Genomic DNA, 22,249 nt, shown 5'->3' with positions numbered 1-22,249 from the left:
CTCTCCAAAGCAGAATTCTGAGTATCCTAGAGGAAGTACCTGGACATACATTCTGTACGTTGTACTAATAAATGTTAACCAACCTCAAATCCTTATTCTTGCCTGTTACACACCGAGCGAATTGGATAAACGCTTCGGGACAACTCGCCCTATGCGTGTATTGATGAGAATCAATACTCTAAGGTGATTGGATGAACGAAGAATCCCTCGTCTTTCAAGCGGGGGAGTGTCAATTAGAGAGAAAGATTCGAGAGAACAAAGCCCCAGCCAAACAAGAGTCCACTCCAAAAATGCAGCTTAACGGCGATAAATTTACAATTGCTGACTTTCGTCGGTTGATCATGATAGTCGCCAACATGCTGGACTAACTCAACAGCAAAGGGTAAACTCAGAACGATTAATCCTGTCCAAATCGGAAACATTCCAAACACAATAAACAAAGCAGTCAAGGCAAAAATGCTGCCGCTTAACCAAGGGAGGAGTTTAGCACCACGTTGAGTTCCCAAGCGAACAATCGGCGATCGCTTTCCGGCGGCTATATCGTCCTCAACTTGATGGAAATGGGAGCAAAATAAAATAATCGAGGTACTAATGCCGATAATGATTGAGGCAGCTAACCCCGTTGACGAGAAGGTTTGGGCTTGGGAGTAGTAAGCCGCCGCCACTGCCATAGGACCGAAGGTAAAAAAGCAAATAACCTCACCTAACCCTTGGTAACCCAGGCGGAAGGGAGGACCTTGGTAACTATACCCCAAAGCGCAGCAAAGCAAGACAATGCCAATCACCGTCCAATCCCGTTGCCACCACGCGATCGCGATGATTCCCAGGATACCTGCGGCTAAAAATAGATTACTCAACCCAAAAATTAACGCTTTATTCCCGGTTAAATTCACCAGTGAATGGGGTTTATTTTGATCAATCCCTGTCTCTGAATCAAATACATCATTACTAAGGTTAAGCCAAGCAATAATTAAAATAGCTGACAGTAAAAATGTGCCAAATATGTCCCAGTGAATCAGATGAGTTTCCCGGTAGGCTACAGCCGTACCAATCCAAATGGGAATGATAGCCACGCTATACATCGGTGGTTTAAGCGCCGCTAACCATAACTTATTTTGGGAATGAGCAATGAACTTTGTGGTCATGATAGCAAGTTAGACATCCAGTAAACTAGCGCTGATCCAATTAGCAATAAATTCTTGTTTTCCCGGTTTGGGTCTAGAAATCGGATCAAAAAGGTACTCTATTTTACAACGTATTACTGATAACTTATGACTTTTTCTCTAGCTGAATGAACATGACGCTGGGTCTTCACCACCATGGGACAAGCCTTAGAGGGAACAATGGTAATCCCTCGTCGCCACGGTTGTACAGACGTGTTGGGATCAATCGCCAACTGATAACGGCATAGAACCGTTGCCAGAACCAGCTTCATTTCAAAGAGGGACAACGCCATACCGATACAGCTACGACTACCGCCGCCGAAGGGGAAATACTCATACGGGGAAAACTGCTGATGCATAAAGCGTTCGGGTTTAAACTGGTCAGGTTCGGGATAGACATCCTGGCGACGGTGGGTTAAATAAATACAAGGCACCGCGATCGCTCCTGGCTCCAATTCATACCCTTGGATCTGCACCGATGCTCTCACCTGACGCGGTTGAGCAATTAAGGCAATCGGGTACACTCGTAGCGCTTCTTTACAGACAGCCGTAAGATAGGGGAGTTGCGCGATCGCGTCAGGGTCTGGATTCTCACCCAAGCTGTCTAACTCTTGTGTTAATTTTTCTAAGCATAACGGCTGACGATGCAGCCAGTAAAACGCCCACGCCAAAGCAGACGCCGTGGTTTCATGACCCAGTAATAACAAGGTGATTAACTGATCACGTAACTGGACATCGGTCAGCGATTGACCCGTTTGAGCACGGGCAGACATGAGCAGAGAAAGGATATCATCTCCCTCCGGTTGAATGCGACGGTGGGCAATCTGTTCATAAATTAAATCATCAATTTGCTGCCGTTGCCTGACAAACTTGCCCCAGGGACTCCACCCACCCAAATCTTGCTGCAATGGTGTCCAGAAAAAATGAATTGAGTTCAGGGGGGAGGTGATATTGTTCAAGAATGGTTCAATCAGTTGTTTAAGCCTGTCATAGCGATCGCCCGAATTAAGACCAAACACCACCCGTAAGATGACTTGGAGGGAAATTTCCGACATGTAGTCCCGAATGGGAAGGGATGATCCGGGCTGCCAATCCGCGATCGCATCGGTTGTAATATCACGTATAAGCCGACTGTAGGTGGGCAACTGCTTCCCATGCAGAGGCGGCATCAACAACCCCCGCATGACCTGGTGTTGCTGTCCATCTAACATAATCAGCGAGGTAGAACCCGTCAGGGGGCGGAAGACATCGGTGACTTTACCCAACTCAAATTTATCAGAGGAGGTGGTAAATATGGATTGAATTGCCTGGGGGTGGCTGAAAAAGACCACAGGTGGGGAGTTCCGACCTAGTAAGCGGAGGGTAAAGGCATCTCCGTAACGCTGCGTACAGAGGTCGAGAAATTTAAGCGGATCAGCGATGAGTTGCAGCGTTTGCACAAAAAACGGCAACGTTGGACCATCAGGCAATTTCATTCCACTTTTTCCGGGCTGAGGCAACAGGTAACACTTTACCCATAAGGCGGGGGATTCAGTCAACTGGATTAACTCCCTTATGGCTGACTGGGCAAAATATGCAATGGTAGATAGAAAGGCAGACGTTGAGTCGTGTAGCCGACATCTGGGGAAACTGTCTTGCCTGGATCACCGAAAATCTGCAATCCTCTTGTACATGGCGTATTTATCATCTCATACGGATCGCTTGCCAGACTACAAGGAGCTATACCAGTTCCTTGTCGCTTGTCAGCAGGCATCTCTTGAGAAAGGCTGCACTCAAATTGCCAGTATTTCTGTGCAAATTCCCAGGGTTGATCCACTGGCGGTACTCCAGATTCTTGGTGGAACTCAGTCATTCCAGTTTTACTTAGAAAAAAGAAAGGAAAATGAAGCGATTCTGGCTATTGATGCGACTATCTATGCTGAACTTGAAGGAATCAATCGATTCCAACACGCTAAGACTGTCATTCATAATTATCTAAAAGACACTTGGATTTGGCTTCAACAAAATCAAACGATCTCGTTTTCCGGACCGCACTTTTTTTGCTTTTTTACATTTTTTGCTTTAAATCAACCGTCCCCATTTCGAGCCGCTACCATTTTTCTTCCTCGGTGGCAAGTGGCGTTTCGGGGGAATAGCGGTACAGTAGTGGCGAATGTTCAAGTTGATCCTCACGTCAACATTAAACGACTCTTGCAAGACCTATATGATCAAATTGCTGAAATTAAATTTTCAGAGCATAAACCCAGTTCGCTGACTCGGATTAATTGTTCTCCATTTATCCCGCCCAAATCCATAAATACTGAAGCCTTTAAGTCAGCCGTGGTCGCCGCCTTAAATTTTATCGATGCCAATGAATTTAGTAAAATTGTTCTGGCTAATGCCGTTGATATTTTTTCCCACCAACCCTTTAACGTCATCCACTCCCTGGAGAATCTGCGCCAACGCCATCCGGATTGTTATATCTTTTGTGCCAGCAATGGTAAAGGACAGAACTTTCTCGGTGCGAGTCCTGAACGGTTAATTAGTATTCGTGACCATCTGTTGGTAACGGATGCCTTAGCTGGATCAGCGCCTCGTGGAAGGACAGCCACTGAAGATGCTGAGTTTGGCGATCGCTTGCTTGGTTCTGAAAAAGAGCAGCGTGAACACCAATTTGTCCTAGATTTTATCACTCAACGCCTATCTGAGTTGGGACTCATCCCCCAATACTTACCTGCGCCCCAACTGCTTAAACTCTCTAATATCCAGCATCTATGGACACCAATCCAAGCACAACTGTTTACCAATGTCCATCCCCTAGACATTGTTGCCCAGCTTCATCCTACCCCTGCTGTAGCCGGTGTTCCTACCCAGATTGCTCAAGAACAGATCCGCCGCTACGAAACCTTTGACCGTTCCCTCTATGCAGCCCCGTTAGGTTGGATTGACTATCAAGGCAATTGTGAGTTCATTGTCGGTATTCGTTCAGCATTAATCGACAGCAACCCGTCTTCTCTAAATCATGACAACACCTACCGCGCTAGACTCTACGCGGGGGCGGGAATTGTGGCGGGTTCTGACCCCGACAAAGAACTGGCAGAAATCCAACTCAAGCTTCAGGCATTACTCAAAGCATTGCTTTAGTCATTCGTCATTCGTCCTTTGTCCTTTGTCCTGTTCGCTGCTATCCCAGCCACTGTCATATCAGGATGACTGATTTCTGGCTACGGCAAACGCTGAACCAATAGCTTAGTTCAACTGGAGGAGTTAATAAAACGGAGAGGGAGGGATTCGAACCCTCGGAAGCGCCTAAACACTTCAACAGATTAGCAATCTGCCGCTTTCGACCACTCAGCCACCTCTCCAAGGCGGTGCTTGACTATCATAGCAGATTACAACCCCTTTTTGTCTAGTGGTGGGTGGATGCAAATTACTCACCCTATCCGGTTGTGTGCGTCTTTACATAACTAAATTTTTCTTTACATATTGCAACTTGGATTTCTAGAGGCTATACTCTTTTCAAACGAGTAAAACTCAGCTCTTTTCATTAGCTATTGCTAAGTCTGCACCCTTTAAGCTATGTACAACAATGATGAGGTTTCCGATGAAATTTGGTGTAGTCTGGTAAAGCCGTCCATGACCTGAAAGAGGAACTCATTTCTCAAGCTCTATAGTAGGGAATTACCAGCCCAATCCGGCGTCGTTTCAGTTAGTTAATTCTTTCTGCGAAAAGTAAAAGGGAGGGAAATGTGGCACAAGTCTTCCCACTCAAGGGTTAATTCACCCTTGGTTGCTTGTAAGTTAAGGGTTCACAGCATTTACCATCCTGTAGTCTGATGCGGACAAAGCCCTCAGCGTTTAAGGTTTTCTCAACCAAAAATCTGAGCGGAGGGAAAAGCCGCACAAGCATCAAACGCTTAATTAAGCTTAACCCTTGTTGAAATCGAGGATTAGACCAACTTATGACCAGTAAACGTAGACAGCATATTGCTCTCATCTCAGTTCATGGCGATCCCGCTGTGGAAATTGGTAAGGAAGAAGCGGGTGGACAGAATGTTTACGTGCGCCATTTGGGTGAAGCCCTTGCCCATCTGGGATGGCATGTAGATATGTTTACCCGAAAAGCCAATGCTGATGATCCTGTCATCGTAGACCATAGTCCACGTTGTCGGACTATTCGTTTGAAAGCCGGTCCGGAGGCATTTGTCCCACGGGATAAGATCTTTGGCTATACTGGCGAGTTCTTAGATAATTTGCTGAGGTTTCAGGAGTGGGAAGGTGTTCGGTATTCCCTGGTGCATACCAACTATTGGCTTTCCGCTTGGGTGGGAATGCAGTGGAAAAAACGGCAATCGATTCCCCAAGTTCATACTTACCATTCTCTAGGTGCGGTTAAGTACCAGTCAGTCGAAGCGATCCCCATGATTGCTGGTACTCGCTTGGATGTGGAAAAAGCGGTGTTAGAGACAGCCGATCGCACTGTGGCTACATCTCCCCAGGAAAAAGACCACATGCGATCGCTGGTTTCGAGTAAGGGTCATATTCAGATCATTCCCTGTGGCACAGACATTCAACGCTTTGGGGCGATTGACCGCACTCAAGCAAGACTTGAATTAGGATGGAATCCTGATGAAAAAATCATCTTTTATGTGGGACGCTTTGATCCGCGTAAAGGTATAGAAACTCTGGTTCGCGCTGTGGGTTGCTCTCAGATACGCCATGATCCCCAAGTGAAACTGATTATTGGTGGCGGATCACGTCCCGGTCATAGTGATGGGATTGAGCGAGAACGGATTGAGGCGATCGTTGATGAACTGGGGATGAGGGATATTACCACATTTACCGGACGCATTAGCGACGAACTTCTATCGGTTTACTATACGGCGGCTGATGTCTGTGTGGTTCCCAGTCACTATGAACCCTTTGGTCTGGTGGCAATTGAAGCCATGGCTTGTAGTACACCAGTTATTGCCAGTGATGTCGGTGGGTTGCAATTTACTGTCGTACCCGAAGAAACCGGATTACTGGCACCCCCTAAAGATGAGGTGGCTTTTGCTGAGGCAATAGACCGCATTCTATCTCACCCCGACTGGCGCAATCAATTGGGTCAAAGGGCAAGACGGCGAGTGGAGGAAAAGTTTAGCTGGGATGGTGTCGCGCATCAACTCAGTGATCTTTATCTCCAGTTAGTCCGAAACTCCTCCCAGGTGTTGGAACAAGCCAGCGCGTAAACGACTCAGCGCTGACAATCACTCTTCCGAATCCCCTACATTCTAAAGGAAAGGGGATTCATCAATGATGTACCAGACGCTCCCCTCACGGGAGAGCGCTGGCTTTTTATGCCTTGGTGCAATCACGCTTCAGACCTAATCGCTACAAGTCTTAAACATTGGTCGGATCGGGGGCGATCAAAACTCAAAATTCAAAACGACTCCCTGTTCCCGTTTGTGATTCATAGTTCGTTACAATTGAAAGGACACGACGAACAAAAAATCAAGGATAAAGGACAAAGGACAAAGGACAAATGACCGATGGCTGAACTTCCTCAAACATTAGACGAAGCGATCGCTCAAGCTCGCGAAGCCACACAAGCCGCCCTCAATGATGGATACACTCGCCTGCAAGTCGAGTTAGTGTTTCCAGAGATTGCCCTGCAAGCCCAATCCATTGCATGGCAATTTACCCCGATCTTTGAACAGTATGGTTCGGGGCTAAAGGTTCTCTTCCCTGATGCTGGGGCGGCGGCACTTGCCCGTCGAGACTGGGGGGAAACACCGTTTAAAGTGACAGACATTGGCACAAGTCGCTCCCCTGTCGAAAGTAGGATTCAGCCAGAGGATGAGGCGTTTTTGATTGTTTCCCCTTCGGCGGTGGAAGTGAGTCAAGTGGAAACACTCTGCAATTTGGCAGGCGATCGCCCCTGTGTCTTACTCACGCCTCAGCTTGAAGATCTGAAAGTGGTGGGTATTGGCTACGCCGCCCGTCAACTCCGTGAACGGTTTCTCAGTACCCTAACTTCTTGTTACTACGTCCAACCTCTGGATGGAGCGGCTCTACTTCGGGTTTATCCGGGACTATGGCAAATCTGGCTGGAAAAGGAAAATGCCTATCAGCTTATTGCTGAAGAACCGCAAAAACCTGTAGGAGATGCCATAGAACTGATTATTGCTAAAGTAACGGGTAGCGGTGACTCAGAAGACGCGCCTGCCCCCAAAAAACCAGGGTTTCTCTCTACACTACAGAGCTTTTTAGACGCATTGAGTCGTTAATCAAACATCTAAACGCTAAACGCCAAAAACCCACTATCTCTAGCGTCTTTTTCGCAAAAATGTTGAAAAAGCGCTATCTATGATATGATTCTACACTTTATGACGCCAATGTAATAATTGAAATTGCATAAAAAATTTTGATAGAGGGTGCAAAAACCGACCGTAAATCTTCCCTGGAACATGTCCAATGAATCCTTCTTGTGAGGAGAATGAGCCAAACCTATTCCATGGGGAAGCATCTCTCCAAGCCTTTTTCGCTCTTTCTGCTGATTTGTTGTGTATCCGTGATAGTAACGGGTATTTTAGAGAACTCAACTCAGTTTGGGAAAAGACTCTAGGCTGGACGTTAGATGAACTGCGATCGCGCCCTTGGTTAGAGTTTGTTCATCCTGATGATGTGGCATTCACTTTTGATATGGAGAATCAATGTCACACTCTCCAGGATAATAAAACCCCAATTCGCCTTAAAAATCGCTTTCGTTGCCGAGACGGAAGCTATCGTTGGCTATCTTGGCGTTTGGGAGCCTATCACAATAGTGTAAGCCATGGCATCGCCCAAGATGTCACCGGAAGCAATTGGCGAGGTAGTCACGCATATCGAAAAGGAGTCCAGGAAACCGTTAAGCTACGCGATCAAGCGATCGCAGCCAGCAGTGTCGGCATTGTCATTGCTGATGCGCGTTTGCCAGATATGCCGCTTATCTATGTTAATCCTGCCTTTGAGAGAATCACGGGTTACTCTGACGCTGAAGTACTGGGTTATAATTGTCGTTTCTTGCAAGGAAAAGATACCAGTCAGCCAGCCGTTGAGCAACTCCGTGCGGCGATTAAAGCCGGAGAAAATTGCACCGTTACCTTACTCAATTACCGGAAAGATGGAACACCATTCTGGAATGAATTGACAATTTCGCCCATTTATGATGATAGAAATAATTTGACTCATTTTGTCGGCATCCAATCCGATATTAGTGATCGGATAAAAGCGGAACAGGCTCTGCGTTTAGAACAAGAAAAGTCAGAACGGTTATTGCTCAACATTTTACCCAAGCCTATTGCTGACCAATTAAAACAGTTTGAGGGAAGTTTAGCCCAACAATTTACAGAAGCGACTATCTTATTTGCTGATATTGTCGGATTTACGCACCTTTCGGCTCAAATGTCTCCCTTAGAACTGCTGAATTTATTAAATAATATTTTCTCTATTTTTGATAAATTAGCCGAAAAACATGGCATTGAGAAAATCAAAACCATTGGCGATGCTTATATGGCGGTGGCAGGTTTACCGATCGCGAATGATCATCATGCTGAGGCAATTGCAAACATGGCGTTGGATATGCAACAAGCCATTCAACAGTTTAAAACACCACAAGGGGAACCCTTCCAAATTCGCATTGGCATTAATACGGGTTTGGTAGTGGCTGGTGTAATTGGGATCAAAAAGTTCAGTTATGATCTTTGGGGAGATGCGGTGAATGTGGCATCTCGCATGGAATCATTGGGACTTCCGGGGAAAATTCAAGTGACGGTGGCGACAAAAGAGCGTTTGCAGGATCAGTATATATTTGAAGAACGGGGCGCGATCGCGGTTAAGGGAAAAGGGAAAATGATCAGCTATTGGTTGGTTGGGAAGCAGAAGTTGTAGAGATGTGCCATGGCACGTCTGGGAGATGGGAAAGATGGGAAAGATGGTGAAGATGAGGGAGATGGGAGTTCATGCAAAATTCAGTCAGGGCGGGTTTTGTAATCCAGTTAGGGTCAATTATCAAAGTTAGTCCCTAAACCCGCCCCTACACACTCAAAACTATACTATAGTTGTTTAACATAAACGCGATCGCACCGCTTTGTCTCTACCCCTGTGGTTGGCTGATAGCCGCTACTTTCATAAAGCTGGATGGCTTCTTTGAGGGCGCTAGCGGTTTCAATCCAAATTTCTTGGAAACCCCGGTTGGCAATTGTTTCCTCAAGTTGTTGCAACAAAAATTTACCGAGTCCTTGTCCTCTAAACTCTGGAAGCAGGTACATTTTACGAATTTCTACAGCGTTTTTGCCGCGTTCGACTGGATAATACGCCGAGGTTCCCACAACTTTACCTTGGTATTCAATCACCCAAAACTCTCCCCCAACCGTTTGATAGAAGGTTTCGACGTCAACCACATCGCGATCAGCTCCCCTAGGTTCCCAGGTTAAGCCGTATTCTGATAAGACTGAACCAATCACCTCAGCAGCGTTGACGCGATCACGCGGTTCCCAGTCACGAATTAAAAAATCACGGTAATAGGTTTTCATTGTGTACAAAATAAAGCATGTCGAGTTTTATTATCCTCTTTAGTTAACTTTCGAGCAATTGTCATCAACAGAACAGTGCTACCTTTTCAATATGTCTATGGTACATACTGGTAAAATTGGCAGAAACTACACTAAATTATGAATAATAAACCATAAATTCAAAATAATGGTCAACCTCTGGGACATTGCCGCGATCGATCAACATGCTCACAACCTACTGAACCCCTCCGCCACAAAACGTTATCCTTATACAGCGGCTTTTACGGAAGGGTATCACCCTGATATTGTTAATCATCATGCCCGTTATAGCCTGTTCTACCGTCGTAGTTTACGGGATATTGCTCAACTTTTGGATTGTGAGCCAACAGAAGCTGTAATTCTTGAACATCGCAGGCAACTAGGGTTAGAAAAACTCACGCAGAAATGTTTCCAGAGTTCTAACCTTGAGGCAATATTTCTCGATGATGGCTTTTTACCCGGTGATATTCTGCCACTGGAATGGCATCAGCAATTTGTGCCTGTGCAGCGGATTTTGCGATTGGAATATCTAGCAGAAAAGCTGATTATAGAGTCAGACAATTTTAAGACATTTTGGGAACGGTTTCGCAGTCAGCTTGATCCACCATCGGCTGAAATTGTGGGATTTAAAAGTGTTGCTGCTTACCGAACAGGTTTAGATATTCAATGGACACCGAAGGAGTTTGCTAAACAACGATTTTATGAAATCAAGCCAACCTCAAGTCAATCCTTACGCCTATCAGACAAGCCATTTATTGATTTTGTAATCACCCAAGCTCTAGAAATTGCTGGCAAATACCAGTTACCGATACAATTTCATACAGGGTTTGGTGACCCGGATTTGGATCTGCGCTTGAGCAATCCCTTGCATCTGCGATCGCTCCTTGAAGATAAACGTTTTGAAAACGTCCCCATTGTCCTACTACACGCGGCTTATCCCTATAGTCAGGAAGCTGGATATTTAGCATCCGTTTATCCTCAAGTCTATCTAGATTTTGGATTAGCCGTTCCGTTTTTGAGTCGTGCTGGAATGCGTCGAACGGTTCAGCAACTGTTAGAACTGACGCCAACCAGTAAACTGATGTATTCCTCAGATGCTCACAATATTCCAGAATTGTATTATTTGGGCGCAAAATGGGGGCGAGAGGTGTTAATTCAGGTGTTAGATGGGGCGATTCAGGATGGTGATTTGACAGCAAAGGAAGCTGAATCAGTTGCTTATGCGATTCTCTGTGACAATGCCCGAAAACTTTATTTGGAAAAGTCATAAACAATAATTAATGGGTCATACAGCCTTTTCCATGCTGGTGAGGTACATTGAGAATAAGACTTTTGCTCTCACAGAGGCTAACCTCGTCTTGTTACTGTACCTCACTAGACTGAGAAATGCTGTAATAACAATTGCATTTTCATTTTGATTGCATCTAGATTTAGGTAGTTTCTGTAGGGGCGGGTTTAGGGATTAATATTGATAATTGCTCCTAACTGAAGTACAAAACCCGTCCTTTCTATAGAATTGATATAGCGAGATCCTATCTGTAGGGGCGGGTTTAGGGATTAACATTGATAATTGACCCTAACTGAAGTACAAAACCCGCCCTTTCCATAGAATTAATATAGCGAGATCCTATCTGTAGGGGCGGGTTTAGGGATTAACATTGATAATTGACCCTAACTGGAGTACAAAACCCGCCCTTTCCATAGAATTGACTCTACCCAAGCTACTTGAATGTTTAAAATGTTACAACATTTTAAGAGGTGGAACCGGACTAAAATGCTAATATGCCTTCCCAGAAGTTTCGTCGTCAGTTGCGTCAAGAAGCACAGCAATGGCAAAGTGAGGGGTTAATTGATCCCTCTGTCTATGAACAACTTGCCCAACGCTATCAATTTGGGGAACTCGAAACGGCTTCCCGTAACCAATTTGTCTCGATTCTCCTGCTGATCGGCAGTATCCTTTTAGGCGTAGGCGCGATCGCGTTTTTTGCCGCCAACTGGCAAGTTTGGTCGCGAGAGTTGAAAGTAGCGTTACTCCTGCTGCTGTTTATTGGATTCAATACAGCAGGCTTTGTTTTGTGGCAACGTCCTAAAGGAGGACAACGCCGTTTAGGACAAATATTGCTGGTGCTAGGGGCGCTGATATTGGGAGTAAATATGGCGCTGATCTCCCAACTCTTTCAGCAAAATAGACCTGCTTACCAATTGCTGCTGCTTTGGGGAGTTGGCGTCTTGGGGATGGCGTATAGCTTGCGGTTAACTGGGTTAGGGATACTTTCTGCCCTTTTGATCGGAATTGGATATATTCAGGGACAAGGACAACCCGAATTTTTAGCGATTGGAGAGATAGCATGGCTGCGGCTGATGGTACGATTTATGCCCGTACTCGCGGCTGTGATGTTTATTCCCTTAGCCTACTGGTGTGGTTCTCGGTGGATATTTCGCCTCGGTGCGATCGCGGTGATTTATTCATTGGAGGTGAACTTACTAAGCCTCAACGTTTTAATCGCCCCCGCCTGGGTTAGCGCGATCGCTTGCGCCCTTCCCCCAGCATTACTATGGGGGTACAGGGATAGGTTCTGGAGACGGTATCTTTCTAATGCTAAGTCTTTCGAGAGTACAGCCCGCACACTTGCCATTATTTTCCTCAGTCTCTTATTTTCCCTCTTATCGTTCTATTGGATGTGGAATGTTTCCTTTATGCCATCTGCCAATAACGCCTTTCATGTACCGTGGTATATTTTGGTCAATTTGTTTATCTTCGTCAGCTTAACAATTTGGGAATGGCTGCATAGGTGGCGTCAGTGCGATCGAACAACGGGCGTTGTGGCTTTCATGATTGTAATTAGCGCCGTCATTCCCTATTGGCATCTAAGGACGGGTTCCTTAGATATCGCGGCAGTATTAACGTTCAATTTAATGTTACTCGTTTTAGCGATCGGTATAATCCGTAAAGGAATAACCCAAGCCCAACGACGTTTTTTCTGGGGAGGGTTGGTGCTGTTAACATTACAAATCTTAAGTCGGATGGTTGAGTACAATACCGATTTACTGTTCAAATCCCTGGTCTTTTTACTGTGCGGTGGCGGTATTATGGTGGCTGGGGTAAGTTTTGAATACTATATTCGCGCTCAACACTCAAAATAATTTTTCTCTTCCCTAGTCTCTAGTCTATAACAAATGACGTAGCTTGCTTATCGCGCTCTTCGAGTATGACAAATGACGCATGACAAATGACAAATAACACTACCCCTTCTATCCCTTTCCGGCGATTTTGGTTCACTTTATTATTTCAAACAGCTTTAATCCTGGCTGTGCCTGCCCAAGCGATTTATACTCATATCACGGGTAAAATTATCATTTTGCAAACAGCCCCCTTAGAACCCTACAATCTATTGCGAGGCTACTCTCAGACTATGAGATATGACATTTCTAGTCAAGAGCAATTACGCGGTTTACCAGGTTGGAATAATTTACCTAAACAACAAAGTGATGACAACACCGTAATGTTTATTAAGCCAGGAACTCACTTTTATGTGATTTTAGCAGAACCGATTTCACTCAGGTTGCCTGGACTACCACAACCGTGGGAACCCATTTCTCTGAGTCTCAAACGTCCTACCAATCTCAACAATAATCAGGTTGTTTTGAGAGGAATTGCCCAACGGGGATTAATTGAGTATGGACTCGAAAATTATACTATGCCTGAAGCAGAACGGAATCAGATTAATGACGATCTGCGGGCAGCAAGACTTGCCAATCCTGAACAAACCCAACAAATTCCGCCTATTGTTATGGAAGTTAAAGTTGATGCTTGGGGAAATGCGGTTCCGATTAGTCTTTGGGTACAGACTGGTGAAGCGAATCAACAAAATATTCGCCAGTATCGTCTCTGATTTAGTCATTCGTCTTATGTCATTTGTCCTTAATAGTGGAGGGTGTAGGTTGGGTTTCGACTTCGCTCAACAAAAAAAAACAAAGGCTAAACCCCTTACTACGCACTGTGTCACGCCCCGACAATTGAATCAAGGCAGGTTTTGTTGATATATTATCAATAAGTTAGGGCGGGTTTTGTTGTTCATTTATTGATGACAAGTCGTTTTAATGGCTAAACCCGCCCCTACATAATTTATTAATTTTGACTGTTGACTTTTTATGACGATTACTTCAAACTTCCCCATCCCGTCAGCAACAACTGAGTTTTACAGTTGGCGTAATTATCGTTGTGCTTACGAATATTATCAGCCGAATCAGGCTAGCGATACACCATTGGTGTTACTGCATCCGATTGGCGTCGGATTATCCCGTTGGTTTTGGCATCGCTTTTGCCAACAGTGGTATCAAGCGGGATATTCTCAACCCATTTATAATCCTGACTTACTCGGATGTGGTGACAGTGATATGCCCCATGTTGCTTATCATCCTACAGATTGGGCGCAGCAGTTAAATTATTTTTTACAGACTATTGTCAAAAAACCCGCTATTGTGGTGGTGCAAGGTGCAGAATTACCCGTAGCCCTTTCTCTCGTCCAGTTGCCAGATGCATCAAATTATGTCAAAGGATTGGTATTGTCGGGTCCACCGTCTTGGGCTGTAATGACTCAGGAAACCTCTACGTTGAAGCACAAACTTGCCTGGAATCTGTTTGATTCGCCCTTTGGTCGTCTATTCTATCGCTACGCCCGTCGCCGTCAATTTTTGCGTTCATTTTCCTCAAAGCAGTTATTTGCTGAACCAGACGATATTGATGAGCAATGGTTAGAAAGTCTCAGAAAAGGTGCTGCTGATACTGCTAGTCGCCACGCCGTTTTTTCGTTCCTATCTGGGTTCTGGCGACAAGACTATCAACAGGTTATTGCTTCCATTCAGCAACCGACATTTGTGGTAGTAGGCGAAGAAGCCAGCAGTATCAGTCGCGAGGGTAAATTAGAAACACCAGAGCAACGCTTAGATTACTATATCAAGCATTTGCCCCAAGGTCAGGGGTGTAAAATTCCGGGTCGCAATGTTTTACCTTATGAGTCAACGGCTACTTTTGTCTCTGTTGTGGCGGATTGGATTAAGCAACACTGAAAACATCATTGAACAATTATTATTATGGCGTTTCTCAAATGGATGAGTTACATAGGTAGGAGCGCAAGCCTTGCGCCCCTACATTCATTATTAGTAGCGAGCAAGATGCTCGCACTACAAGGATTTCGGCATTATTGACATTAAGGTTTAAATGCTGAACAGCTTATCGATCTGTGGGAAGACCTATTGATAAAGTACCAGATCCGCTAATCGGCTCATTATCATCAGTATCAGGAACTTGGGTTGGTGGAAGTTGAATAAAAATTGTATTCCCAGGATTGTTTGGATCTATGACTTGTAATACGCCACTAACTATATTTCCTTTGCTGCTATACCCGGCGTTGTAGTTAGCGGGAAGGTTATTAAATTGTAAGGTTTGACCATTGTCTCTACAATCAAAACTCTTTTATGATTTATCTAACTTAAAGACTTAAGGCTGGTGGGCAATGCCCACCCTACGGTATATCCAGGATTTTGGCGATTACAAACTGTAAATTTTCAGCGCCATCCAACTTAAAGTTAGTCGCATTGACTAATACAAAATCTGGGTTAATTACTCCTTTTATAATCCAGTCCGCGTAGGCGGACTTGGTTTGTGTAGTAGCGATTTTAATCGCCTACTTTCTTTCTACAAAATCTGGTTTAACGACTCCTTTTATAATCCAGTCCGCGTAGGCGGACTTAGTTTGTGTAGCAGCGATTTAAATCGCCGTGGTAAAAAGGAGGTGACTTTACCTCAATCGAACCGCCAATTAAACGGTAGACGCGCATAAATCCCTTTTGGATCATTCAGCGCCTGTAACATGGCTAAATCCTCTTTCAATTTCATAAACTCTGCCATTAACAGATCAGGCTGTCGCGTTTTATTACTATCATTCCCGACAAACTCTTCAATCAGGCGTTCTTCCAAGGTTTGAAATCGCGGATATTCTTCTAATTTCCAATCCTCGCCTAAATTTGCCTCTTTGACGGCATACTCAATCGCATCATCGAGTCCGCCAATTTCATCCACTAATCCCAACTGTTTGGCATCAATACCTGACCAAACTCGCCCCTGAGCAATTTGGGCAACTTTATCTTTGGGTAGCTTGCGAGACTCAGCAACTTTATCCAGGAATTTAGTGTAAATTTGATTCACAATATTTTGGATCAGGGCTAACTCTTGCGGGCTTTTGGGACGAGAAACGGTTTGCAGATCAGCCAAACGTCCCGTTTTCACTACATCCCACGTAATCCCATTCTCGTTGGCAATTTGCTGGACATTCATCAGTAGTCCAAACACGCCAATTGAACCCGTTACTGTATTGGGTTCGGCAAAAATCCGGTTACCATAAGTGGAAATCCAATATCCCCCAGATGCAGCTACATCTCCCATGGAAATAATTACAGGTTTGGAGTCGCGAGTGAGTTTGACTTCCCGTTGAATAATCTCGGACGCTGTAGCACTACCTCCCGGACTATTCACTCGTAAGACAACAGCTTTTACTGAATCATCAAGGCGCAATTTTCGCATTTGTGCGGCAAAGGATTCCCCTCCCACCTCTTGCACACTTCCTTCACCATCAACAATTTCACCACTGGCATAAAGGACAGCAATTTTATTTTTAGAAGCGCGTTGATGTTCCGGTTTATCGGCGATATCCGCATAGGTGGACAGGTGAATCTGACGAAAGGATTTCTCTGTTTCACTTTCACCCGTGAGTTCATGAAGTTGGGCAATAACTTCATCGTAATAGCCCACTTTATCGACTAAGCGGCGTCCGATCGCATCTGATGCCAAGACGATACCTTGAGTATCCGCGATCGCTTGTAACTCTTGGGGCGTTACTTGACGACTTTTCCCCACCGTTGTCCGAAATTCTGACCACAAATCCTCTAGTAACGCTTGGATCTGCTGTCGGTTTTCTGGACTCAATTCTTTCAAGACAAAGGGTTCCACGGCTGACTTATATTTACCCACCCGAATCACCTGAATCCCAATCCCAAATTTTTCTAAAGCCCCCGTGAAAAACATGGGCTGAGAACTAAAGCCATTCATTTCCAGGCTGCCCATGGGATTGAGGACAATTGTATCGGCGATTGAACTCAGATAATATTCTCCTTCTCCTGAATCCACATCATAAGCAATAATTTTTTTGCCGCTTTCTTTGAACCGTTCTAATGCTTCTCGGACTTCTTTTAGCGTGGCAAATCCTGTACCACTACTGGTGCTTGTCTGTGATCCATCCAGGTAAAGCGCCACAATTCGGGAATCCTCAGCCGCCGCGTTTAAGGTATCGACAACCTTGCGTAATGTAATCGTGTCGGTTTCTTCTCCAGATAGTGCTTCTTCAATCGCTCGACTGGTGCTAGATGTCGGATCGGTATCCCGAACCGTTAAGGATAAGTCAAAAACCAGTATTGATTTATCTTTGACTTGGGGTCCAGTATCTCTGGATGCGGCTGTGATAATTAAACTGATGAGTCCAACGGTACCAATACCGAAAAATAAGGTAAAACCAAGTAGGCTACCCAGCATACTGGCAAGGGTTTGGGTAATAAATTTACGCATTTTCGGGTTATCCGTTATGAGTTATTCGTTATCTGTTTAACCAGCGCTGAGTACCAGACCAATAAACTATAGCTATCCTGACGGACAACTGCCTCTATCCTAACTTGAATATCACTGACTTTAGAGTTTGTAGTAAGCGCTGTCTTCGCTTCTGGCACTCGCATTGCCTACTACAAACATTCATCCTAACTTCTGTAAGGCGTCAGATTGCCTGAGTTGAGACAGATTGGCATTTCCTGTACAAAAAAGTACCGTGGTTATTTCCGCAATTAATAACTCCACGAGTTCATTCACCATCTCTGTAGACTCAGATGCGGCTTGGAGAAAGGGAAAGGCTAATCCAGCTAAATCCGCACCCAGCGCGATCGCTTTGGCAACCTCTAACCCATTGCGTAATCCACCGGAAGCGATTAGGGGAACATCCGGGGCAATGTCTCGAATACTGGTGATACAATCGGCTGTGGGTAATCCCCAGTCGGCAAAGGTTTGTCCTAAACGACGTTGCTTGAGATTTAATGCCCGTTCACTTTCAACTTTTGCCCAAGAAGTTCCCCCAGCACCCGCGACATCAATAGCGCTCACCCCTGCGTCAAGTAGTTTCTGTGTCATGGGGGCTGAGATGCCATTGCCGACTTCTTTGGCAATCACAGGTACAGGCAGCTTGCAGCACAATTTGTGTATTTTGTCAAGTAATCCGCGAAAATTGGTATCCCCGTTCGTTTGAATACATTCCTGTAAAGGATTGAGGTGCAAAATTAAGGCATCGGCGGCTAACAGTTCCACCACGCGCAAGCATTCATCCAAGCCATAACTGTAGTTCAGTTGCACCGCGCCCAGATTCGCCAATAATAGAATATCCGGTGCGAGCGATCGCACAGCGAAGGTATCCGCCACTTGAGGATTCTCCACCGCGACTCGCTGGGAACCTACACCCATGGCTAATTGATACGTTTGGGCGACTTCAGCAAGGCGGAAATTAATCGTTTGCGCCTGTTTGGTTCCCCCAGTCATGGAGGATATGAGTAAGGGTGCGCCTAAGGTTTTACCCAGAAACCCGGTAGATATATCAATCTCATGGCGGTTGATTTCTGGTAAACAACAGTGGGTAAAGCGATAGCGTTCTAATCCATTGGTGATTTGATTGAATTGCACATCTTCATTGAGACAAATTCTGATGTGATCGGCTTTGCGCGTTTGGGTTTCTGTCATCGTGCTGGAAAATGAGAACAGGGTAGGAGGGTAGGAGAGTTTGCATCAGGTTTCAGCAAACGATACACTAGAAGACTTTGATTAACTCCACAGCATCTCGTCCATCAAAATCTTGCAAGGAAACCTTAACTTGTTCGTCTCTAGAGGTGGGTAGCTGTTTCCCTGTAAAGTCGGGACATATCGGTAACTCACGATGTCCGCGATCGACCAGAACTAACAACTGAATCACTTCGGGTCTACCGTATTCATTCACCGCATTGAGGGCGGCGCGAATCGTGCGCCCACTAAAGATAACATCATCGACCAATACCACAATTTTGCCTGAAAGATCACAGGAAATCTCGGTTTTCGCTGGGGTACGGACGCCAATCTGATCCAAATCATCGCGGTAGAAAGTAATATCGATCGCGCCTACCGCTACTGATTCCTGTTCTAACATTTCAATTTGCCGTCCTAGCAGCTTGGCGAGGGGAACTCCGCGAGTATAAATGCCTAAAAGGACAAGTTTAGACACATCTCCGGCGCGTTCAATCACCTCAGATGCCAAACGAGTGACAGTGCGGCGCAGTTCTTCAGGGGAGAGAATTTCAATAGTTTGAGTTGGCATTCTCGTTGCTGGTTTGATGGCGGATGGGATAGGACTAGGGGAGAGAATTAGGGATATTGTCTAGAGTTCACGGCATATAGTTTGGAGTAGGGGCGGGTTTAGGGACTAATATAAATTGTCTTTCCTAGTTGGGTTGCAAAACCCGCCCTTTGTTTAAGTTTGGGGTTTTGATGTATGATCCTTCGCTTCGCTAGTGGAGAATCGAGTTTTGATGCCATATATATAAGGATGGGAATCAATGAGAAAACTCCAGTATGGCGATCGCGATGACCAGCCAAATCAAACAGCAGTATCGGGTCAACTGTAACCCTTGGTCAATTTTGGTCGGTGTAATTGGCTCAACCGGATCACCTAAAAGGGGTTTATATTTGGCAACTCCCTGATACCAGTTGGTTCCCCCAAGTTGTACGCCCAGAATAGCAGCATAAGCGCATTCACTCCAACCGGAATTGGGGCTAGGATCGCTGGTTGCATCTCGGTAGCATAAACTCCATACTTTTTGAGGTTTTCCTGACAAAAGCGCTAAGGTTATTACCGTGAACCGACAAGGTAGCCAGGTTAAGTAATCCTCAAGTTTAGCACTGAACCACCCTAAATCTGTATAAGGTTCGCGTCGATAACCAATCATTGAATCTAGAGTGCTAGCCGCTTTATAGGCTAAAGCCAAGGGAACGCTACCCACTATCGGAAAAAACGCGCCAATAATAGCATAAAATAAGGGCGCTGTAACACCATCCGTGGCATTTTCGGCGATAGTCTCTAGAACCGCCCGAAACATTTCCGGTGCTGTCAATTTTTCTGTATCTCGACCTACATATTGACGCAAACGAGAACGCGCTTGCTCTAACTCTTCATCAGTTAGCGGTTGTATCACATCATCAGCCGCGTTTCGTAAACTGCGACCCGCAAAACAGCTTGCCAGCAGAATACTTTCAACCCCAATCCCTACCCAAGGATGAAGCCAGTTTGCTGCCAACACGATGAACCATCCTGCCATGCCACTACCGATAATTAATCCTAACCCCAATCCAATTCCGGCGAGGCGGCGTTCCCATGGACGATAAAGATTGTGAATTATCCATTGGCTAAAGTGAGAAATCAGCCAACCCATGACTTGGACGGGATGAAGCCAACCCCAAGGATCACCTATCCAGTAATCTAGACTGGCGGCAAGTAACAAAACAATGATACTTCTAGTCAATCTTGTTGCCTTTGAGCGTATCTATATTATCTTCCCAATTCGCACCATCAAACGGCACTCTGGCAAATCGAGACAGGACATCATCATCGAGACAACGCAGGTTAACATCAATCGACTGGGGATGAGAACGGGGACGATAAAAGGGGTGAATCCCACAAATACGGCAGAATGTATGTTTAGCGGTATGGGTATTAAACGTATACGTTGTTAAAACGTCAGCCCCACTCAATAGAGTAAACCGTTCCGGGGGTACAATTAGATGGATGAAGCCTTTTTTGCGACAAATTGAACAATTGCAATCGATTGCCTCGTGCTGGTCAACTGTCACACGGAAACGGACAGAACCACAGTGACAGCCCCCTTGATAGGTAATCAGTTGATTCATTATGGTTATTCCCGATCAAAGCCTCTATTAAATCACAAAACTGGTTTGTTCTCCTTGAGCCGCTTGCCAACTTCGAGCATCATAGTAAAGATCGGCAAGGGTTATGCTATATAGGGCATCTTTGAGTTTTTCATGCAGTCGATGCCACAAGGTTAAAGTTACCCAGTCTTCGGCTTGAGTGGCATCTGCCTTGTGATGGTGTAACGGTTCGATTGTTTCACCAACGGCTTCTAAAATCTGACCCAGAGAAATTTTTGAAGGTTTGCGAGCTAATTGATAGCCACCTTGAGAACCCCGTACTGAATTCACTAAATTAGCACGACGCATTTCAATCAGTAGTTTTTCTAAATAGGGTGCGGGTAGATCTTGGCGCTGGGCAATCATTTTAACGGATGTTGGTCCATAACCGGGCTGTAGGCTGAGATCAAGGAGCGCTTTAACACTATAATGTCCGCGAGTTGTCAACTTCATAGGGATTGTAATCTCTCCTAGCTTGGAGTGGGTTTGAAGCTGGAGTCTAATTCAGCCAGTTTCAGGTTGGGTTGTACAGGGTTTAAGAGTTGAACGGGTTTTTTTATTGACGTCCCCGGACGGTTGTACTGTCAACTATAACCAGGTGGGTTTTTCCTGAAGCCTGATAACGCCTCCCATCAATCCTGAGTTTTGCACATCATTGGTTTTTGTTGCTGACTCGATCAACTGGAAACGCCCCACCTTATCGCTGCGTATCCATGGCTGACACGTTCTCCAGTCAGCGGTTGATTTGTTAAAAAGATAAATTCAACAAATATAAGCAACCAAGTTGACAGTATCCATGTAATATAGTTCTATAGAGGATGATACATAACCAATATTTTGTTATCTTGGTTATGTATTCAGTATAGCGAAATCGCTACCTGAGACCTCACTGTTTAGGTTTAGATTCAAGTTGATGGCTAAAAAGAAAAAAATGGAGTCCAAGATGGAACCCTTAGAGGGTCAAGCACTGCTTGAGAAAGTTAGAGAGCTAGGTAACCTCAGCAAAGAAGAAAAAGCTAGAGCCTGTGGCTACTACACCGTAACTAAAAACGATGTAGAGCGCGTCAATATGATGAAATTCCTGAATGCGCTGATTGACGCTGAGGGTATTGAATTAGATAGCAAAGCCAATGGCAATGGACGCGGGGGTAGGAGTGCGAGCTATCGCATCTCTGTACAATCTAACGGTAATCTGCTTATTGGTTCTGCTTATACGAAACAGATGGGTTTACAACCTGGGGATGAATTTGAAATCACCTTAGGTCGTAAGCACATTCATCTCAAGCAACTTGGCGCAGAAGAGGAAATTGATGAGTAAGACTCAGGCGATAGCGAAGGAAAAGCGAAAAGCCTAAAGATGCTGACCTGACCGTTTATCAGCATTTCAATTGTCTTGAGTCATAGTAGCAACAACGAATAAGTCCGCGTCCTAACCTGATGGTTGGGCGATAGGATTTTTATTAGAGTTGGCAAAAAAGACCCCCGTTAGAATC

At 45.1% G+C, this 22,249-nt stretch carries 18 protein-coding genes and 1 tRNA gene; 9 read left to right on the top strand and 10 right to left on the bottom strand.

The features are described 5' to 3' along the window. Positions 1 to 233: 233 nt before the first annotated feature. A complete protein-coding gene (gene menA / locus RIG66_RS29460) occupies positions 234 to 1,145 on the bottom strand; it encodes a 2-carboxy-1,4-naphthoquinone phytyltransferase (protein WP_446382996.1) in 912 nt (303 codons plus the stop codon). A 113-nt stretch (positions 1,146 to 1,258) separates the two neighbouring features. Beyond that, positions 1,259 to 2,638 (bottom strand): cytochrome P450, encoded by a 1,380-nt coding sequence (locus RIG66_RS29455; RefSeq protein WP_446383006.1) that lies wholly within the window; start codon positions 2,636 to 2,638, stop codon positions 1,259 to 1,261. A gap of 196 nt (positions 2,639 to 2,834) precedes the next feature. On the opposite strand from RIG66_RS29455, the gene RIG66_RS29450 reads away from it, so the two are divergent. Continuing rightward, a complete protein-coding gene (locus RIG66_RS29450; RefSeq protein WP_446383004.1) occupies positions 2,835 to 4,286 on the top strand; it encodes an isochorismate synthase in 1,452 nt (483 codons plus the stop codon). 132 nt (positions 4,287 to 4,418) lie between these two features. On the opposite strand, the gene RIG66_RS29445 is transcribed toward RIG66_RS29450, so the two are convergent. Then, positions 4,419 to 4,507: transfer RNA gene (locus RIG66_RS29445), tRNA-Ser, on the bottom strand. A gap of 597 nt (positions 4,508 to 5,104) precedes the next feature. On the opposite strand from RIG66_RS29445, the gene RIG66_RS29440 reads away from it, so the two are divergent. The 3 genes from RIG66_RS29440 (at position 5,105) to RIG66_RS29430 (ending at position 9,053) form a co-directional block, all read left to right on the top strand. Continuing rightward, on the top strand, positions 5,105 to 6,373 hold the full coding sequence (locus RIG66_RS29440; protein WP_446382994.1) for a glycosyltransferase family 4 protein: 1,269 nt from the start codon (positions 5,105 to 5,107) through the stop codon (positions 6,371 to 6,373). Positions 6,374 to 6,673: 300 nt separating this feature from the next. After that, positions 6,674 to 7,411: a DUF1995 family protein gene (locus tag RIG66_RS29435; protein ID WP_446382992.1), complete on the top strand. Its 738-nt coding sequence runs from the start codon at positions 6,674 to 6,676 to the stop codon at positions 7,409 to 7,411. A gap of 187 nt (positions 7,412 to 7,598) precedes the next feature. Further along, positions 7,599 to 9,053, top strand: coding sequence for an adenylate/guanylate cyclase domain-containing protein (locus RIG66_RS29430; RefSeq protein ID WP_446382990.1), 1,455 nt, complete (start codon positions 7,599 to 7,601; stop codon positions 9,051 to 9,053). A gap of 164 nt (positions 9,054 to 9,217) precedes the next feature. Here the strand turns inward: RIG66_RS29430 and RIG66_RS29425 are convergent, their stop codons facing one another. Then, complete coding sequence (locus RIG66_RS29425) at positions 9,218 to 9,697, bottom strand: GNAT family N-acetyltransferase (protein WP_446382988.1); 480 nt, start codon at positions 9,695 to 9,697, stop codon at positions 9,218 to 9,220. A 166-nt stretch (positions 9,698 to 9,863) separates the two neighbouring features. Here RIG66_RS29425 and RIG66_RS29420 point away from each other — a divergent pair, with 166 nt between their 5' ends. The 4 genes from RIG66_RS29420 (at position 9,864) to RIG66_RS29405 (ending at position 14,785) form a co-directional block, all read left to right on the top strand. Further along, complete coding sequence (locus RIG66_RS29420) at positions 9,864 to 10,985, top strand: amidohydrolase family protein (protein ID WP_446382986.1); 1,122 nt, start codon at positions 9,864 to 9,866, stop codon at positions 10,983 to 10,985. A gap of 512 nt (positions 10,986 to 11,497) precedes the next feature. After that, entirely contained in the window at positions 11,498 to 12,859 is a 1,362-nt protein-coding gene (locus RIG66_RS29415) for a DUF2157 domain-containing protein (protein WP_446382984.1), read from the top strand. 86 nt (positions 12,860 to 12,945) lie between these two features. Further along, the gene (locus RIG66_RS29410; protein ID WP_446382982.1) at positions 12,946 to 13,608 is read left to right on the top strand and encodes a GDYXXLXY domain-containing protein; all 663 of its coding nucleotides are present in this window, start codon (positions 12,946 to 12,948) and stop codon (positions 13,606 to 13,608) included. A 259-nt stretch (positions 13,609 to 13,867) separates the two neighbouring features. Continuing rightward, a complete protein-coding gene (locus RIG66_RS29405) occupies positions 13,868 to 14,785 on the top strand; it encodes an alpha/beta fold hydrolase (protein ID WP_446382980.1) in 918 nt (305 codons plus the stop codon). 736 nt (positions 14,786 to 15,521) lie between these two features. On the opposite strand, the gene sppA is transcribed toward RIG66_RS29405, so the two are convergent. The 6 genes from sppA to RIG66_RS29375 form a co-directional block, all read right to left on the bottom strand. Next, positions 15,522 to 17,336, bottom strand: coding sequence for a signal peptide peptidase SppA (gene sppA / locus RIG66_RS29400; protein ID WP_446382977.1), 1,815 nt, complete (start codon positions 17,334 to 17,336; stop codon positions 15,522 to 15,524). Between the two features lie 180 nt (positions 17,337 to 17,516). Further along, on the bottom strand, positions 17,517 to 18,545 hold the full coding sequence (gene fni, locus RIG66_RS29395) for a type 2 isopentenyl-diphosphate Delta-isomerase (protein WP_446382975.1): 1,029 nt from the start codon (positions 18,543 to 18,545) through the stop codon (positions 17,517 to 17,519). A gap of 67 nt (positions 18,546 to 18,612) precedes the next feature. Continuing rightward, entirely contained in the window at positions 18,613 to 19,152 is a 540-nt protein-coding gene (pyrR, locus tag RIG66_RS29390) for a bifunctional pyr operon transcriptional regulator/uracil phosphoribosyltransferase PyrR (RefSeq protein WP_446382974.1), read from the bottom strand. A gap of 235 nt (positions 19,153 to 19,387) precedes the next feature. Beyond that, the gene (cbiB, locus tag RIG66_RS29385) at positions 19,388 to 20,353 is read right to left on the bottom strand and encodes an adenosylcobinamide-phosphate synthase CbiB (protein ID WP_446382972.1); all 966 of its coding nucleotides are present in this window, start codon (positions 20,351 to 20,353) and stop codon (positions 19,388 to 19,390) included. Beyond that, positions 20,346 to 20,738 carry a GFA family protein gene (locus RIG66_RS29380; protein ID WP_446346743.1) on the bottom strand — a complete coding sequence of 131 codons (393 nt, stop codon included), beginning with the start codon at positions 20,736 to 20,738 and terminating at the stop codon, positions 20,346 to 20,348. The genes cbiB and RIG66_RS29380 overlap by 8 nt, the downstream gene beginning before the upstream one ends. A 27-nt stretch (positions 20,739 to 20,765) precedes the next feature. Next, on the bottom strand, positions 20,766 to 21,209 hold the full coding sequence (locus RIG66_RS29375; RefSeq protein ID WP_446382970.1) for an Rrf2 family transcriptional regulator: 444 nt from the start codon (positions 21,207 to 21,209) through the stop codon (positions 20,766 to 20,768). A gap of 460 nt (positions 21,210 to 21,669) precedes the next feature. Between RIG66_RS29375 and RIG66_RS29370 the strand changes: the two genes are divergently transcribed. Beyond that, complete coding sequence (locus RIG66_RS29370) at positions 21,670 to 22,074, top strand: AbrB family transcriptional regulator (protein ID WP_006099102.1); 405 nt, start codon at positions 21,670 to 21,672, stop codon at positions 22,072 to 22,074. Positions 22,075 to 22,249: the final 175 nt, after the last annotated feature.

It is taken from the genome of Coleofasciculus sp. E2-BRE-01 (genome assembly GCF_040221695.1).
GTDB lineage: Bacteria > Cyanobacteriota > Cyanobacteriia > Cyanobacteriales > Coleofasciculaceae > Coleofasciculus.
This window is presented reverse-complemented; position numbering and strand designations above follow the sequence as displayed.

Excerpts from the sequence above, each read along its gene's own strand:
- menA (WP_446382996.1), bottom strand. The coding sequence starts at position 1,145 with ATGACCACAAAGTTCATTGCTCATTCCCAAAATAAGTTATGGTTAGCG.
- RIG66_RS29455 (WP_446383006.1), bottom strand. The coding sequence starts at position 2,638 with ATGAAATTGCCTGATGGTCCAACGTTGCCGTTTTTTGTGCAAACGCTG.
- RIG66_RS29450 (WP_446383004.1), top strand. The coding sequence starts at position 2,835 with ATGGCGTATTTATCATCTCATACGGATCGCTTGCCAGACTACAAGGAG.
- RIG66_RS29440 (WP_446382994.1), top strand. The coding sequence starts at position 5,105 with ATGACCAGTAAACGTAGACAGCATATTGCTCTCATCTCAGTTCATGGC.
- RIG66_RS29435 (WP_446382992.1), top strand. The coding sequence starts at position 6,674 with ATGGCTGAACTTCCTCAAACATTAGACGAAGCGATCGCTCAAGCTCGC.
- RIG66_RS29430 (WP_446382990.1), top strand. The coding sequence starts at position 7,599 with ATGAATCCTTCTTGTGAGGAGAATGAGCCAAACCTATTCCATGGGGAA.
- RIG66_RS29425 (WP_446382988.1), bottom strand. The coding sequence starts at position 9,697 with ATGAAAACCTATTACCGTGATTTTTTAATTCGTGACTGGGAACCGCGT.
- RIG66_RS29420 (WP_446382986.1), top strand. The coding sequence starts at position 9,864 with ATGGTCAACCTCTGGGACATTGCCGCGATCGATCAACATGCTCACAAC.
- RIG66_RS29415 (WP_446382984.1), top strand. The coding sequence starts at position 11,498 with ATGCCTTCCCAGAAGTTTCGTCGTCAGTTGCGTCAAGAAGCACAGCAA.
- RIG66_RS29410 (WP_446382982.1), top strand. The coding sequence starts at position 12,946 with ATGACAAATAACACTACCCCTTCTATCCCTTTCCGGCGATTTTGGTTC.
- RIG66_RS29405 (WP_446382980.1), top strand. The coding sequence starts at position 13,868 with ATGACGATTACTTCAAACTTCCCCATCCCGTCAGCAACAACTGAGTTT.
- sppA (WP_446382977.1), bottom strand. The coding sequence starts at position 17,336 with ATGCGTAAATTTATTACCCAAACCCTTGCCAGTATGCTGGGTAGCCTA.
- fni (WP_446382975.1), bottom strand. The coding sequence starts at position 18,545 with ATGACAGAAACCCAAACGCGCAAAGCCGATCACATCAGAATTTGTCTC.
- pyrR (WP_446382974.1), bottom strand. The coding sequence starts at position 19,152 with ATGCCAACTCAAACTATTGAAATTCTCTCCCCTGAAGAACTGCGCCGC.
- RIG66_RS29380 (WP_446346743.1), bottom strand. The coding sequence starts at position 20,738 with ATGAATCAACTGATTACCTATCAAGGGGGCTGTCACTGTGGTTCTGTC.
- RIG66_RS29375 (WP_446382970.1), bottom strand. The coding sequence starts at position 21,209 with ATGAAGTTGACAACTCGCGGACATTATAGTGTTAAAGCGCTCCTTGAT.
- RIG66_RS29370 (WP_006099102.1), top strand. The coding sequence starts at position 21,670 with ATGGCTAAAAAGAAAAAAATGGAGTCCAAGATGGAACCCTTAGAGGGT.